This window comes from Bradyrhizobium erythrophlei, assembly GCF_042430365.1.
GTDB lineage: Bacteria > Pseudomonadota > Alphaproteobacteria > Rhizobiales > Xanthobacteraceae > Bradyrhizobium > Bradyrhizobium erythrophlei.
This window is the reverse complement of the sequence record NZ_JBHMET010000191.1, coordinates 78488-93627: the sequence shown is the minus strand read 5'-3', so window position 1 is coordinate 93627 and position 15140 is coordinate 78488. Positions and strand designations below refer to the sequence as shown.

10 protein-coding genes and 2 pseudogenes are annotated in these 15140 nt (G+C 61.9%); 5 read left to right on the top strand and 7 right to left on the bottom strand.

The genetic code is table 11. The features are described 5' to 3' along the window. The 5 genes and pseudogenes from ACFFWD_RS27640 to ACFFWD_RS27620 form a co-directional block, all read left to right on the top strand. Positions 1-242: pseudogene (locus ACFFWD_RS27640) on the top strand (hypothetical protein); the annotation flags it as partial. 654 nt (positions 243-896) lie between these two features. Then, on the top strand, positions 897-1532 hold the full coding sequence (locus ACFFWD_RS27635; RefSeq protein WP_376970601.1) for a hypothetical protein: 636 nt from the start codon (positions 897-899) through the stop codon (positions 1530-1532). A gap of 648 nt (positions 1533-2180) precedes the next feature. Continuing rightward, positions 2181-4442: a 2OG-Fe(II) oxygenase gene (locus ACFFWD_RS27630; RefSeq protein WP_376970599.1), complete on the top strand. Its 2262-nt coding sequence runs from the start codon at positions 2181-2183 to the stop codon at positions 4440-4442. A gap of 36 nt (positions 4443-4478) precedes the next feature. Next, positions 4479-5171 carry a hypothetical protein gene (locus tag ACFFWD_RS27625; protein ID WP_376970597.1) on the top strand — a complete coding sequence of 231 codons (693 nt, stop codon included), beginning with the start codon at positions 4479-4481 and terminating at the stop codon, positions 5169-5171. 1185 nt (positions 5172-6356) lie between these two features. Beyond that, positions 6357-7721, top strand: coding sequence for a Y4kA family protein (locus tag ACFFWD_RS27620; RefSeq protein ID WP_376970595.1), 1365 nt, complete (start codon positions 6357-6359; stop codon positions 7719-7721). A 169-nt stretch (positions 7722-7890) separates the two neighbouring features. Here the strand turns inward: ACFFWD_RS27620 and ACFFWD_RS27615 are convergent, their stop codons facing one another. The 7 genes and pseudogenes from ACFFWD_RS27615 to ACFFWD_RS27585 form a co-directional block, all read right to left on the bottom strand. Beyond that, a complete protein-coding gene (locus ACFFWD_RS27615; protein ID WP_376970611.1) occupies positions 7891-9993 on the bottom strand; it encodes an AAA family ATPase in 2103 nt (700 codons plus the stop codon). A 63-nt stretch (positions 9994-10056) separates the two neighbouring features. Continuing rightward, positions 10057-10197, bottom strand: a pseudogene (locus ACFFWD_RS27610) (zinc-ribbon domain-containing protein); the annotation flags it as partial. Positions 10198-10389: 192 nt separating this feature from the next. Then, positions 10390-10632 carry a hypothetical protein gene (locus tag ACFFWD_RS27605; protein ID WP_376970593.1) on the bottom strand — a complete coding sequence of 81 codons (243 nt, stop codon included), beginning with the start codon at positions 10630-10632 and terminating at the stop codon, positions 10390-10392. A gap of 21 nt (positions 10633-10653) precedes the next feature. After that, positions 10654-11505, bottom strand: a complete 852-nt coding sequence (locus ACFFWD_RS27600) for a sulfurtransferase (protein WP_376970591.1) — start codon at positions 11503-11505, stop codon at positions 10654-10656. A gap of 125 nt (positions 11506-11630) precedes the next feature. Beyond that, positions 11631-11888, bottom strand: a complete 258-nt coding sequence (locus ACFFWD_RS27595; protein WP_376970589.1) for a hypothetical protein — start codon at positions 11886-11888, stop codon at positions 11631-11633. 55 nt (positions 11889-11943) lie between these two features. Continuing rightward, on the bottom strand, positions 11944-13971 hold the full coding sequence (gene acs, locus ACFFWD_RS27590) for an acetate--CoA ligase (protein WP_376970587.1): 2028 nt from the start codon (positions 13969-13971) through the stop codon (positions 11944-11946). Between the two features lie 617 nt (positions 13972-14588). Beyond that, entirely contained in the window at positions 14589-14906 is a 318-nt protein-coding gene (locus tag ACFFWD_RS27585; RefSeq protein WP_376970585.1) for a hypothetical protein, read from the bottom strand. Positions 14907-15140 lie beyond the last annotated feature (234 nt).

Here is a 15140-nt window from a genome sequence, read left to right as displayed (position 1 = left end):
CCGGCAGACGCTCCACTTATCGACGCGGAGATTCTGTTCAGACAATCGGGACCAGCTCAGCCGACTGGAGGGAAGTTGCTCGAGTCGTATTGCACATCGATCCGGAGAGCGCCCCCGATCGAGCGCGCAATGCATACCATAGTCATCTCGCGCGCGCTAAGTGGATGACCGAACGGGGGCGTCTCTTATGCGGTGTAGGGGATCGAATTAGAAGAAATCCGTCGACCCAAACATGGATTTAGAAATCGTATTCCCCAGCCAATGTGTGGTGATCCGGAAGCACCACGTGGTGCCAAACTAGGGACTTCCTACTACCCGGTCGTTTGTAACTATTACGCCGCAATCCTTGTTAGCTGCGTGCATATAGGTGGAAGCAATGCCTGGGTTCGACTGGTGGCCCCAATTACAACCTGCATCAGATACGATGCCGTCGAGCCAGAGAACCGCTTGGTCGCTGGTGCGCGTGAGGCCAATGGGAACGAGCGTTGGCCGAACAGACCCAGCTCGAAGACGCGCATGAGAGGTTCCAGCGCGAACAACCGCAGGCTTTTAGTCCGGCCAAGATCGCCGCGATCCGGCTTTTGGCAACTGATATGCCGGCGTGAGACAGTACCGGCGTAAGTTGGAGATCCCACGCCAGACCGATGAATGGACCATTGGCGAGTTGGCAGACCAGCTCGGGATGCGTGAATCCACGCTCTACACGTAGGTGCAACAAGGCCGGCTACGCAGCCGCGTTGTCCAGGTCGGTGCTGCAGGTGCCAAACTCGTCCATGCCGGTGCGGCGGAGATCACGGCCCTGCACGCGATCCTTGTAACTCTGATGCCATTGCGGCGACGACCTCCGCGAAGCGACAACGTTCAAAATCATGAGAGACCAATAATGCAGGTGAATAATGCAGGTGAAGAAGAACGAGACGCTTGCCGGGGTTCGGTTGATCAAGGTGCGGGACTTTCTCAGGCCTCACGAGGAAAGCTTTCCTGCTGGGGCTATTGGAGAGTTTTTCAAGGTCAGTGGCGGCCGGAAGCGGGAAATCGAAGAAGCCCTGGTCAGGGCGGGCTATGCGGCACCTCACGAGAGTGACAAAACGCGCTATCTAGTTACACCTCTTGGATTGCAACTATGCAATGCGAGGTTCATCCCGCGTATTTCGAGAGAGAAGGCCGAAGCCTTACTCCAATCCTTTCTGGCTCGCATGGCCAGCATCAATCAGCGCGACGAACTCACGCACAAGGTTACTGGGGTGCGCGTATTTGGCAGATATCTCACCGATAAGGCGGATTTGGGCGACATTGATCTTGCGGTTGCGATCAAAGCTCGGCGTAAATCCCACGTCAAAGAAAGCATAGAGCGGGCGAACCAATCGGGCAAAACAATCTGCAGCTTTCTCGACAGGATCAGCTTCGGTCGGTCCGAAGTCAGAAAGCTTCTGAAGGGCGGCAGTCCCTATCTATCCATCCATGAGTTCGATGAGGTGGATGAGTTGGGAGCTCCCTACAAGGTACTGTTCTCAGACAATGGGGCCAATTAACAGCTCGGGGACTGCGTCGCGGCAAACACGCCACCGGGCCCCCAACCTTGTGCGGGCCGCAGCCTGAGCGCCTTGAAGTTCCCATTCGGTTCGCGAAAGGCGGATTTCATTCGGACTATCGCGTATGACGCCGAGGGAGATTGGCATCACGAGAACTCAACCCATCCTGTGATCTGAGGTCAGGCCCCATCGGCTAGATCGAGATAGGCGATCCATGACGCCGTCCGCGAGCCCCACCTTGTAGACGGCTTCAGCTAAGCGCCTGTCCTCCGCTAGTTGGCTCAGCTTGCTATTGCCTAAGCGCTGCGGCAGCCGCATGCAAACCGACTCGAGCATTTCGATCTCGAACGGAACATTGGCGCCGGCGGTCATCGAGAACGGCCCAGGCGTGAGCAGGAACAATGAACGTGCGCAACTGGTCACCAGTGCTTCGCCATAACCACCATCACAATCGACGAGGTGCTGATCGGGTCCGTGTGCGGCGTACGCTGTTCAGGCGGCAGCCCCTTTGGTCATCAACGCGGCCGCCCGGGTGACCTATGATCGCGATTTGCCACGCGTGCGTTCGCTGCGTATCATTTTTTGACGGCCCGCCACGTCGACTTGACGATCGTCCTCGAAACGCTGACCAGCTTGCCGGGAGTTTCCATGTCGTCGATCAGTGCTACGTTGCTCGACAGCCTGCGTTCCGTTGAGCGTCCGGGCGACTTTTGCGTCGGCGGAATTCGGGAGATCTTCATGCCGACGATCGATGTCGAAGGCGTGGGCAGGATCGCCTTTCCGATTCTGGCCATCCAGGCCGAGCGGCTCGTCGCAATCGCCGAGGCAGCGCCCTACGGGCGGGGCGAGGAGACGGTGGTCGATCCCAAGGTCCGGAGGACTTGGCAGATCGATTCCGCCAAGGTTCGGATTGGAGGGCGTCGCTGGGAGCAGAGCCTCGCCGGACTTGTTGCTGACACAGTCCTCGGACTCGGTGTGAGCGAACCGGTTGAGGCCGACTTCTATAAGCTTCTTGTCTACGATACCGGCAGCTTCTTTGTCGACCACCGCGATACCGAGAAGGTCGCCGGCATGTTCGCGACGATGGTGCTCGTGCTGCCCTCGACCCATAGCGGCGGCGAATTGGTCATAAAGCATCTCGGCCGGGAGGTGGTACTCGACCCGCGTCCGGAGGAACCGTCGGAGATCGGATTCGCCGCCTTCTATGCCGACTGCGTGCATGAGGTGCGCCCTGTTAAGGCGGGATGGCGCCTGACCCTCGTCTATAATTTGCGTTCCGTCGGCAAGAATCGGCCGCTGAAGGCGCCCGATTATCGGGCAGAGCACGGGCGGGTGGTGGAGTTGCTGCGAAGCTGGGCGAGTGCTGAGGGCGAGCCTGATAAGCGGATCCTGCCCCTGGAGCACGCCTACACGCCGGCGGAGCTGTCGTTCAGCGCTCTCAAGGGCGCGGATGCGGGCGCGGCGTCTGTGTTGGTCAAGGCCGCCGCAGAGGCGGATTGCGATCTCCACCTCGCCCTTGTGTCGATCGAGGAGAGCGGCAGCGCCGAACATACCGGCCATTACGGACGTCGCCGCTGGAGCCGCGACGAGGACGAGGACGAAGAATTCGAGGTTGCCGAGGTCATCGACCGGGCGCTGATCCTGTCCGCGTGGCGACGTCCAGATGGCGGCAAGGCCGAGTTCGACGATTTCCCATTCACCGAGGACGAGTTGTGCCCGCCCGACGCATTCGAGGATCTGATGCCGGACGAGCAGCATTTTCACGAGGCGACGGGCAACGAAGGCGCGTCCTTCGAGCGCACCTATCGCCGTGCCGCCTTCGTGCTGTGGCCGACCACGCGGAGGCTCGCGGTGCTGAACCAGGCCGGCCTCCGCACGACGCTGCCGTATCTCGAAGATCTGACGGAGCGCTGGGGGACGAGCAACGCATCGATCCAGTCGCCGTTGTGGCGTGAAGCCAATGAGCTTTCACGGCACATGCTGCGCTCCTGGTCCCGCTCGCCCTGGCGGGAGGACGACAACTCCGAAGCCGGCCGGATGCTCGATCTGCAGATCTTGCTGAGGAACGTGGAGTGCATCGATGAGTTTCTCTCCGGACTGTCCGCGGAAGGCCATTACGCCGCGCCCGACAACGGGGCGATCGTGCGCGCCGCCACCCTTCTTCCGGCCGCGCGTGCAACGGAGCTGCTGGTCCGCATTGTCAGGCGTAACGCTTCGGCCCATCTCAGCGCCTGCGGCGATCTGCTGCGGCGCTGCGTCGCGGCGCCGACGGGTGCGACGGGCGACCTGCAGCAGATCGGCCTGACCTTGATCGATGCCTTGCCGGGCGACCCGGCGAAGCGGGAGCGGGTCGACACTTGGAGTCGGCCAACACCCGTGAAGCCGGGTTTTGTCGTCGATCTTCTGACGGCGACGAGCCGGATCGATGGGGGGCTCGCGGCGCGTGCGATCGAGCACCTGCTGGCCTGGCCGGAGACGTACACGCCGGACGACGTGCTGGTCCCCGCTGCTCTCGCGGCTGCCAAGCTTGTGGAGAACAGGGCTTGGCCGGCGTTGGGGCGGCTCCGTGAGGCGTCTCTCGACCACCTGCGCAGGCGCATCGCCCTACCGCTGGAGGCGCCACGGGACTGGACCAGAACTGATCCACTCAAATGCACATGCGGCGACTGCCGTGGACTGGGCGCGTTCCTGGTTGCGTCGGATCAGCAGCAATGGCGCCTGAAGGCGGTTCAGGATCGCAGGACCCATGTCGAGCAACGCGTCCGCAGCGCCGCATGCGACCTTGACCTCACGACCGAAAGGCGCGGCAGCCCCCACACGCTGGTTGCCACCAAGAACCAGGCGAGCTACGAACGGTGCGCAAAGCAGCGCCGACAGGATCTGAAGCACGTGTCCGCGCTGGGTGGATGACGTTGCACCGCGCGGAACAGCGAGCTCGACCACAGAATGAGCCGCAACAATCGGGTTCCACTTGCTAATCGTGTCGCCAAAGCGGCAGAAGCGGCATTGGCCGCCCGGCACTTTGTGAGCGCCATCGACGTGCTCATCGGGATCGGGTGGCTTGACTCTGGAGCGGTGGAGCGCTGGCGCCGCGGGCAGATCGATTGCCTGGAGGAAGCTGTCCGGACCAATCTACCGCGCATCTCGGAAGCCATGCAGCTCTTCCGATCTTGGGCGACTGCGAGAGGGTTGTTCGCAAGCCAGACCGCCTATGTCGGTCGTACGCCGCGGCGCCAGACGCTGCGCTTCAGCCGAGGCGGAAATCCTGCAATCGAGGCGTCATATCGGACACATTGGGTATCGCCGGAGCTTTCCGAGAAGAAGCGCGAGCGCTTGGCGGAAAAAGAAGGCCGCGCCCCGGAACTGGTGGTCGCCCAGCCATTGCACGCGGAGTGGATATGCCATCGGTGCGGCGGCACCGGCGATCTGTTGATGATGGAGACGCCCGGCCCGGTGTGCCTCCGCTGCGTTGGCCTCGATGATCTCAAGTATCTGCCGGCGGGCGATGCCTTGCTCACGCGGCGCGCGAAAGCGAAAAGCACCCGATATGCTGTCGTCGTGCGCTTCAGCAGGACCCGTCGCCGTTACGAACGACAAGGTCTGCTGGTCGAGCCGCAGGCCTTGGCAGATACGTGGTAACCCAGCCTCGATTCCGGGGTTCTGTCGAATTCCATTGAAATTTCAATCACAGATGAGTTCGCAGTTTTATTCTGAGCGGCGCGCCAGCATCACCATTCTCAGGTCGGCGAAGTTCTGAGCGCAGGCTCGGCATCGGTTGCGACCGAACTGCACGTTTGGCGAGCTGATTGTTCCACGCCAGCCAGATCGTGCCGGTGACGGCGTCCCGCGCAACCGCCCCGCAGGGTGGCTTACGTTTCCGGCAATCCTGATACCCGGCTCACCTCTGTCATCATGACCGGCTCCCCGGGGCCGCGTCGCCCAGCGCGGCAACGGCCACGCGCGGACCTTTTCAGAATGGAATTGAGCGCACTGCGACAGTAATGCCCCGGCAATCCTCGACGTCCCGCCAAGCGGCGCTTGACAACCTGTAGATGCACGTTGCAACCTAGTTTTGTTGTTCTGCGGGGGCAGACATGGGGGTTACGCGTCGACGTTTGGCGTCAATTGCATACTATTCGAGTTCTGTCGCAGCCGTATTGCCGGCTTTCAGGCGGATCGCATCCATTGCTAGTCCGGCTTTTCTGCCAACCGTCGCTCTGCCCTTGGCTGCCAGAGGTCGGACGCATGCGGTGCGAGCTGCGCGGGTAAGGACGCTGAGCTTCGTGGTCGCAAGCGCGTTGTGCGCGTCGCCCGCATGGGCCGATGGGATAGCGAAAAGCAATTGGGCCCCGGCGGTGTACTCGGGGCCCCGCTGCGATGATCCCGCGGTGTTCGCCCGGATCAATGCTGAATTCCACGGCAGACATTGGGGCTTCGGAGCTCTGCGCATTGACGGACGTGAGGTCATTCGGAAGTACTGGCCGCAGGCTGACATGCCGCGACGCTTTTGCGAAGGGACGGTCAAGCCGCTGAGCGGCGCTGAGCGCCCGGGCTGCAAATACGTCTCCCCGAGCTACTATCCGGTCTGCTACCCGATCTACTACGCGATTATTGCGAATGGCCCGAGCTATGAGCTCGAATGGTGCGCCGTGGGACTCGATCGTGCGTGGCCTGTTGATCCACGATGCAGGCTTGCGCGGCCCTGACTCGGCGACGGGGCGAGACCGCTCTGAGACGGGCGAACTTTGATAGGTGCCACCGGTTCGTTGCCGCCGCTCGAAATAGCGCGAGCCGTTTGTTGTGTGCGGTGCCTGGCGAGTTGCAATGAAGCGGCCCGATCCAGGCCGTGACTCCGGTGCGCTCGCCCAGGCTGGTTGTTTTTTGTCTTGTTGTGTCTTGGGCATAGGTGAGGGCGTCATGCGTACAGGTATCGTCGAGTCGATCCGTCAATTGGGACGTGATCGCAACTCCGATGTGGGGCCCGTGAAACGAGCGGCCGCCCGCGCGCTCGGACCATCAAGCCGCGTGGCTGGCATCGGCGCGGTTTTCTCCTTGGCAGCGCTGGCAGGCTGCTCGATCCATCCGTTGGTGGATGACGTGTCCCCGATCCCGACGGAAGCGATCGTGGCAGCCGCCCGTTGCGAGTTGAGGCTTGGCCTCGTTCACCAGGTCGAGGTCTGGTTCGCGGACGAGGAGCCGTCGGTCACGGGATTTGACCCGAACACCATTGGTGAACCGGAAAATTTGAAGCTGATGAAGAAGCGCTTCCCCAAGATCGATCTGGAAGGCGATTGGCAGCAATACATGGATATTGCGATTGCCTATGAATGGAGCTTCGACATCACGGAAACCAATCATGCTGACGCCAGCGTCGGCTTCCGGTTGCCCACGCTCAACCCGGCGGGCACCTTCGATCTCAACGCCGGCGGCAATGCCAACGCGACCAGACAGGCCAAACGCACCTTCAAGAACCAGGACAAGTTCGGGGGCCTTCTGACGCAGAAATGGTGGAAGATCTGCAACGACGTTGACCGCTCCATCGAACACTTTCCAAACACCCCGACAGACCGTCCGCCATTCCAGCCTCAACCCGTCCGCCCGGTGTATCCGATCACCGGCACGATCGGATTGGCGCGCGCCGTCACGACGTTCCTGAAGATAGCGGTTCAGGAAGGCGCACTGGACACCTTCACCGACGAACTCACCTTCACCACGACGTTCGATGGAAGAGTTGGCGGGGCCGTCACGCTTGCGCCGGTTCCGAAGGAATTCCGGCTGGTGAACGCCACCACCAATCTCGCCGGATCCCGCCTGGATATCCACAAGGTCAAGATCAGCATGGCCTTCCCGAAGGCGCGAGTCACGCAAAAGACCGAAAAACAAAAGGTCGATGAATTGCTGAAGGACGTCATCGGCGGCTACGAGCTGAACGCCCAGTGGCGCGCGGCCTATACACTTTGCGTCGTCGATGCGAGGAGCCGCGAGGACGACTTCAAGAACCTGCGGCTCGATCCACCCGAAGTCACCTGTCTCGCCTCGACGGACGCATTCTATCCGCGAGGCAACGGCCGCACCAATTCGCTGCTGTATGGCCGCCGGTTTGACCGTATTGAAGAGCGGGTCAAGTTGGAGCAGCAAAAGCAGGAAAAGACGAGGCTGGATGGGCAAGGCCCAGGGGAATCACGGTGACGGTGCTGGACTGCACCCCAGGAATGAGACCCGATAATTTCGGGAATTACGGCGAGAGTGCGCTCAATTGATGCCTGATACCATTATATGGCATGTCTCAGCCGTGCGAGCCCGAGTTGTGCGGATCGCTTTCGCCCATCATGGCGCGGAGCCGCAATCTTCAATTTAGTTAGGAGCGCACCCGCGTTCCGGCCAACTTCGTGCGTGCCTCGTTCAGGGCCTGCGCTTCCGCCTCCGCCCGGGTGGGGCCCTCACCGCGCGCGAGGCGTGTCCCGGGGCTGACATTGTCAACCTCGCAGCGATATCGGTTGCCCAGTTTGTACGAAACCACCCCGATCTCCCAGCCACCCAAGTGCTCCTTGCGTCGCTGATAGCCGTCGGCATGCAGCCAGGTCCTTCCTGCATAAAAGGCCGCTTTCTCGACCAGGCCCGCTTGCGACCAATGATGGGCGAGGATCTCGGGATGCAGCTCCACCATTTCCGGAAACCGATCTTCCAGCACTTTTGCAATCCGCGCGTGCAGTTCCTGTCGTCGGCCCCGCAACAGGGTCGCATATGCCGCATCGCGGATCAGGGCGTGCTTGAAAGTGTAGGTCGCGCTCGGCGGCCTGCCGCGACAGAAGACCAACTCGGAATGGACGAGGCGCTCCACGGCCTCTTGCAAGGTTTTGTCCGGTAGCGGGATCAGGGCGGCCAGCAACTCGTATGAAAATTCGCGGCCAATCGCGGCGCCGATTTGCGCGACTTCCCGGATCGGCGCCAACCTGTCCAGCCGCGCCATCAACGAGGCGTGCAGCGTCGTCGGAATCGCAAGCGGAGGCACCGGACCGGTCAAGACATACTGGTCACCCGCATCCCTCAGCAGACCGCTTTCCAACACCGCCTTGGTCAGTTCCTCGACGAACAGCGGCACGCCGTCGGCGTGGGCGGTGATTTGATCAGTGATCACCAAGGGCAGTTGCTTGTTACCGGTGAGGCGCTTCACCAATTCGGCGCCGTGTTGTCGGCCCAGACGGTTGAGCGCCAATGTCGTCACGTGCGCGTCGCCAGTCCAAGGCGACTGGAACTCCGGCCGAAACGTCATGACCAGCAATACCCGCAAGGATGAAACCCGCTCCACCGTCAGCTCGAGCAGCTCGAGCGAAATCGGATCGACCCAGTGCAGGTCTTCGAAGACCATCAGCACCGGTCGAGCCGAAGCCAGCCCGGCGAGCTGTGCGAAGAGTGCCTCCAGGGTTCTCTCTTTGCGCCTCTGCGGATCCATGTTTAGCGGCGGGTAGCGATCGCCCCCGATGGATAGCAGGTCCGCCAACAGGGCGGTGGCCTGTTTCATTTCCCTGGTCGATGGGGCGAGGATCGCCTCGAGCTTACCAAGCCGGCGTTCGGCGCTGTCGTCCCGCTCAAATCCGGCGGCGTGCTCCAATTGGCTGACGACCGGATGAAGCGCGATCTCTCCGTGATGTGGCGAACAGAAGAAGCGCAGTCGAATGTGCGGCTCACCGCTCAACCGTTCTTCGATCGCCTCGGTCACGCGCGACTTCCCGATCCCCGGTTCACCGGACAGCAGCACGACCCGGCCATCGCCCTCCTTGGCCTGCTGCCAACGGCGCATCAACAGATCGAGTTCTTCGTCGCGGCCGATCAGCGGCGTGCTGGTGCTCGCGGCGTGAAGTGCCTCGAAGCGGCTCTCGATGGCGCTCGGGCCGACCACCTGCCATGCCCGCACCGGATCGGCGAAGCCTTTGAGCGGCGCGGCGCCGAGGTCGCGATATTCGAACAGCCCGCCTGTCAGGCGCCTTGTATCGGCGGCGATCACGACGCTGTTGGGGGCCGCCAAGCCCTGCAGCCGCGCAGCCAGGTTCGGCGTTTCGCCGACCACCGCCTCCTCCTGAGCCGCGCCGCTTCCGATGAGATCGCCGACCACCACCAGGCCCGTGGCGATGCCGACGCGCATCTGCAGCTTCAGCTCGCCGGGGAGCGGAAGCGCGGTTGCGCCGATAGTCTCAACCAGAGCCAGGCCGGCGCGGACCGCGCGCTCGGCGTCGTCCTCGTGGGCGTGCGGGTAACCAAAGTATACGAGCACGCCGTCGCCCATGTACTTGGCAACGAAACCCTCGGACCTCGCGACAACGCTCGCGCAGCCATCGTGGTAGACGCGCAGCACGTCACGCATGTCTTCGGGGTCAAGCTGTGCCGAGAGCAGTGTTGAGTTGACGAGATCGCAAAACATCACCGTGAGCTGCCGCCGCTCAGCGGATGCGCCGGCCGACACGATGTGTGAAGTCGGAGCCGTCGGTGTGGCGGCGGTTGGGTCGCCGTCGCTCGCCGTCAGCCGCTTACCGCACGCGGGACAGAACTTTGCGCCTGAACGAATTGCCGCGCCACAAGATGGGCACCGGCCGGGGAGAGCCGCGCCGCACGCGTCGCAAAACTTGCTCTCCTCCGGAATGTCGGCCCGGCAACTCGGACACTCCATGCGCCGCTCCCTGGGCTGGCCAGCCCTGTTCTGTTGCAAAGTCTAGCACAACGAGCCTTCGCAGGGCCGCTGCCTCGATTTCCGCACAAATTGCCGGAGCATGATCGGTTCAGATTGAAGCAGAACCGAAGCTCTAGATTCTTGACGCGTTTTCCCTCACGCGAACCGGTAGCCGCTTCGCTCGAAAACGCTTTATCGCGGGGGGAACATCCGCGTTCTCGCCAACATCTCGCTTGCCTTAGTCAGCGCCTCGGCTTCCGCCTCCTCGCGGGTGGAGCCTTCGCCTCGCGCCAGTCGGGCTCCCGGGCTCACATTGTCGACCTCGCAGCAATAGCGGCCGCCGAGCTTGTACGAGGCGATGCCAATGTCCCAGCCTTCGAGGCGATCTCGCCGGCGCCGATAGTCCTCGGCGCGCAGCACCGTTCCGCCTTGCATCCCGCTCACCTCCTTCGAGAATCACGCTGCAGCACGCTCGATTGGCGCGCGGACGAGGTTGCCCCACTCGGTCCAAGAGCCGTCGTAATTCTTCACGTCGGGGTAGCCCAGGAGGTACTTGAGCACGAACCAGGTGTGGCTCGAGCGCTCGCCGATGCGGCAATAGGCGATCGTCGGACGATCCGCCGTCACTCCCTCGCCCTCGTAGAGAGCACGAAGTTCGTCTGCCGACTTGAAGGTGCCGTCGTCGTTGCAGGCCTTGGCCCAGGGGATGTTGCGCGCGCCCGGCACGTGCCCGCCACGCTGGCAGGTCTCGGGAAGGCCGGGTGGCGCCAGGATCCGCCCCGTGAACTCGTCGGGGCTGCGCACGTCCACCAGCGCAGCGCTCTGTTGCGCTGTGGCCGCCTGCGCATCGTTGAGATAGGCGCGGAGCGAGAAGTCGGGCTCGGTCGGCATTGTGTAGCTGGTGCGGGCGATTTGCGGCACATCCGTAGTCAGCTCCCGCCCTTCCTCGAGCCATTTGCGTCGCCCGCCGTCCATCAGGCGAACGTCCAAATGGCCGTAGATCTTCATCTGCCACAGCGCCCAGGCGGCGAACCAGTTGTTGTTGTCGCCGTACAGGATCACGGTCGTATCGTTCGCAATCCCCGCGTCCTCCATCAGCCGCCGGAAGTCGCCGGGCGGGATGATGTCACGCTGCAGCGTGTCGCAGAGCTGTGTCGTCCAGTTCCAGGCGATCGCACCAGGAATGTGCCCTTGGTCGTACCCACCCGTGTCGACGTCGACTTCGACGAGACGCACGTTCGGATCGCTCCGGTGCGCCACCACCCAAGCGGTATCAACCAGCATTTTGGGATCAGCATACTGGCTCATGAGAATCCTCCCTTGGTTTCCACAGACGGCGGCGTCCGTGCGGCGGGCGCCAGTGTGGTCACTCAACTCGAACGGACCACCCAGTTAATTGGCAGCGCGCCCACGAGCGCTTCGCAAGATCAGCACTACTGTGGCTGATATCCCTCAATGCGGGTCAGCAGTTCTTCTTCCAGACCAGCCCGGCGCTTCTCGAGCCACTTAATCTCCGCCTCCTGATCAGCTTCCGCCTCGTAAGCTTTAAGGAGATCAGTGACGCGGCGGTATTGGTGGCAAAGTGCGTCGAAGGTTCCGTCCGTCGCCACTAACCGTCGCACGGTCTCCTCATTCTCGGAGAATCTCGCCAGCAATGGCCGGATGCATTCCACTGCTTCGTTTGTGCCCATCGCTCCTCCGTACTCTGTCCGAGGATTTCGCGGGACGGGTCTCGACGACCTCGGATTAGAACTTCATCTTTCGAATCTCATCGACGATCTCGGGATTGGCCAGCGTCGAGATGTCACCGGCATCCTCGTTGTTCGAAATCGCCGCAAGCACACGGCGCATGATCTTCCCGGAGCGGGTCTTCGGCATGTCGGGCACGATCACCACACGGCGCGGACGCGCAATGGCGCCGATCTCGCGGACTACGGAGTCTTCCACTCGTTTGCGGATGGACTCATTCGGTGCGAGCCCCGGTTTTAGCGATACGTAGAGGTCGGGGATCTTGCCCTTGATCTCGTCTCTGGCGGGGACGACCGCCGCCTCCGCGATCTCGTCAACAAGCAGGCTGGCGGACTCGATCTCTTTGGTGCCGAGCCGATGCCCGGCCACATTGATGACATCGTCGATTCGACCGAGGATGCGATAGTAGCCGTCGCCCGCTAGCAAAGCGCCGTCACCGGCCATGTACGGCCAGTCGTGCCAGTCATGGCTCGTTCGATCTTTGCAGTAGCGCGCGTAGTACTGCTGGACGAAACGATCGGGGTCCTTCCAGATCGTCTGAAATGAGCCCGGCCAGGGGTTCTGGATGCAAATGTTTCCCGCGCGGCCGGAGCCAGGAGCAATCTCTTGGCCTGCCTCGTCATAGATGATCGGATGAATGCCGGGTACGCCCGGCCCTGCGCTTCCCGGCTTCATCGGGTACAGCGCCGGAATCGTGCTGCACAGGAAACCGCCGTTCTCCGTTTGCCACCAGGTGTCGACGATGACCGCCTCGCCCTTGCCAACGACCTCGTAGTACCATTTCCATACCGCAGGTTCGATCGGCTCGCCCACAGTGGTCATATGCTTGAAATGGTGATTGTACTTTGGCGGCTCATCCGGCCCGGCGCGCCGAAGCGCCCGTATTGCTGTCGGCGAGGTATGAAAGATATTTACCTCGAGCTCTTCGGCAATGCGCCACGGACGCCCCGCGTCGGGATAGGTGGGAAGCCCCTCGTATACGACCGACGAGGCGGCGAGCGCCAGTGGCCCATAGACGATGTAGGAGTGACCCGTGATCCAGCCAATATCGGCCATGCACCAGTAGACATCCTCCGGATGGATGTCCTGAATGTATTTCGACGTTCCCGCGACATAGGACAGATATCCACCGGTAGAGTGCTGACATCCCTTCGGCCTCCCCGTGGTGCCGCTGGTGTACATCAGGAACAGCGGATCTTCCGCAAGCATTTCCACAGGGTCGATCCGGCGCCGCCGATAGGCCGACAGCATCTCGTTCATGACGACATCGCGGCCTCCAACCAGCGGCGTCTTGCTTGAATATCGCCCCGGGTGTCTCTGCCACACGAGCACCTTCTCGACCTTGGCGCCTTCCTTCTCCGCCTCGCTGACTGCGACGTCGGCTTTCTCCTTGTGATCGAGAAGCTGGCCGCCGCGGTAATAGGCGTCCATTGTGATCAGCACACGGCTTTCGGAATCGATGATGCGATCTGCCGTGGCCTTCCCGCTGAAGCCGCTAAAGACTTGCGAGTGAATGACCCCGAGCCTGGCGCAGGCGAGCATCGTGATCGGAAGCTCCGGAACCATCGGCATGTGCAGCGTCACCCGGTCGCCCTTCTTCAGACCACAGCCGTCTCGCAACAGTGCGGCTACCTCGTTCACACGCACATAGAGCTCCTGATACGTGACGTGCTGGATCGCTTCGTGCTCTGGCTCGGGGACGAAGTGGATCGCGGTCTTGTTCTTGTACTTGGCGAGATGGCGATCGACGCAGTTGTAACTGGCGTTGATCCTGCCGCCGACGAACCATCGCCAGAATGGTGGCTTGCTCACATCAAGCGTGACGTCCCAGGGCCGGTACCAGTCAAGAAGATCGGCGTACTCCTTGAAGCAGTCCGGGAAGTTGTCGAGACTGAATCGTTCGAGGATCGTTTTGTCGGTCAGGTTGGCCTGCGCAACAAATTTCTCGGGCGGATTGACATAGTTCTCTTCCTGCCAGTGGACCGCGATCTCGGCTTCCGAAACTTCTGCTGTTTGATGTGACATACGCTGTCTCCCAAACTATCGCGCAGCCTCTAAATCACGCGGGCCGCGTGGTGCTCTCGCGCGCAGGCAGGCGCTCGCGGCGCTCGTACTGAGGCCGCCTCAAGAATACATGATGAAGAAATTCAATCATCCGGCACTCCCTATGTCGCGGCGGGAGCGCAATTCAGGTTGAACGCCCAGCCGGGACGTTACTAGTCAGTGGCAAGTTTAAATCCTTTCAGTCGACTTGGCGAGGCTTGCTTCCTCTCTCCTCGCGTAGGTGAGGTGACGCCTATTGCAATGCAGCGTCCTCAAAGTCGCAATTAGCGTGCAGAAGGCAGAAGTGAAACGCATCACCGCGCGGTGAATCTTGGCGCGGATCTCAACTGCGCCATCGACGGCCTCTTGGACAGACCGCTCCTGGCGAATAGCCTGGTACGCGATGGAACCTCCCCGTCCGCAACGGACGCTGCGTTTCGCCACCAATCGGGATCGATGGCCATCCTCGGCGAAATTTACATCGGTATTTCAATCACATAAGAGTTCGTGCGATGCGCCCCCAAGCCGCGGGAGCGCCATGGCGCGCGACGGCTGGCCCAGTGGATCGGCGGTATCAGCGCCGCTTGCCGCGCCGCCGTTCAGGCAGCGCGTGCCAGGGGATCGAGATCCTTCAACCGCGTTTCCAGCGTCGCGATGGTTGCGACCAGCTTGTCCCGGCGCTCGCGCAGGTCCCTGGCAATGAGCGGGTAGGCCACATCGCTCACGTTGAAGACCCTGGCCTTTTGTTCCTCATCAGCGATGTCGGAATTGAAGAGCTGGGCCCTCCACCGAAGGTCGGCGATCAGCGCCTGCAGGCGTACCGAGGTCGTTCCAGAACTGTACGTTGGTTGCATCATATCTGCCTCAACCTGAAACAGAGCCAACCCAGGTTGGCTAATTGGTGAAGTACCGAGCAAGGGCGATGCCAGCTTCCCGCCCGGCTCCGCTCCGGCGACCCCTGGTCGCGTGTGCGCGGCACGGTGACGCGGTCCGATCCGTGCCGGGAAAGGGCGGCGCGTCATTTTTCCCCCGGAGCACACCGGAGTTCGGTTTTTCGAAAGGAAAAGACGTTTGGGCGGACCATCGCACCGCCGCGAGCCTGATGCTGGCGCTCCGCGTCCCCCGCCGTGAGGTGCAATCCCGGCTCGAAT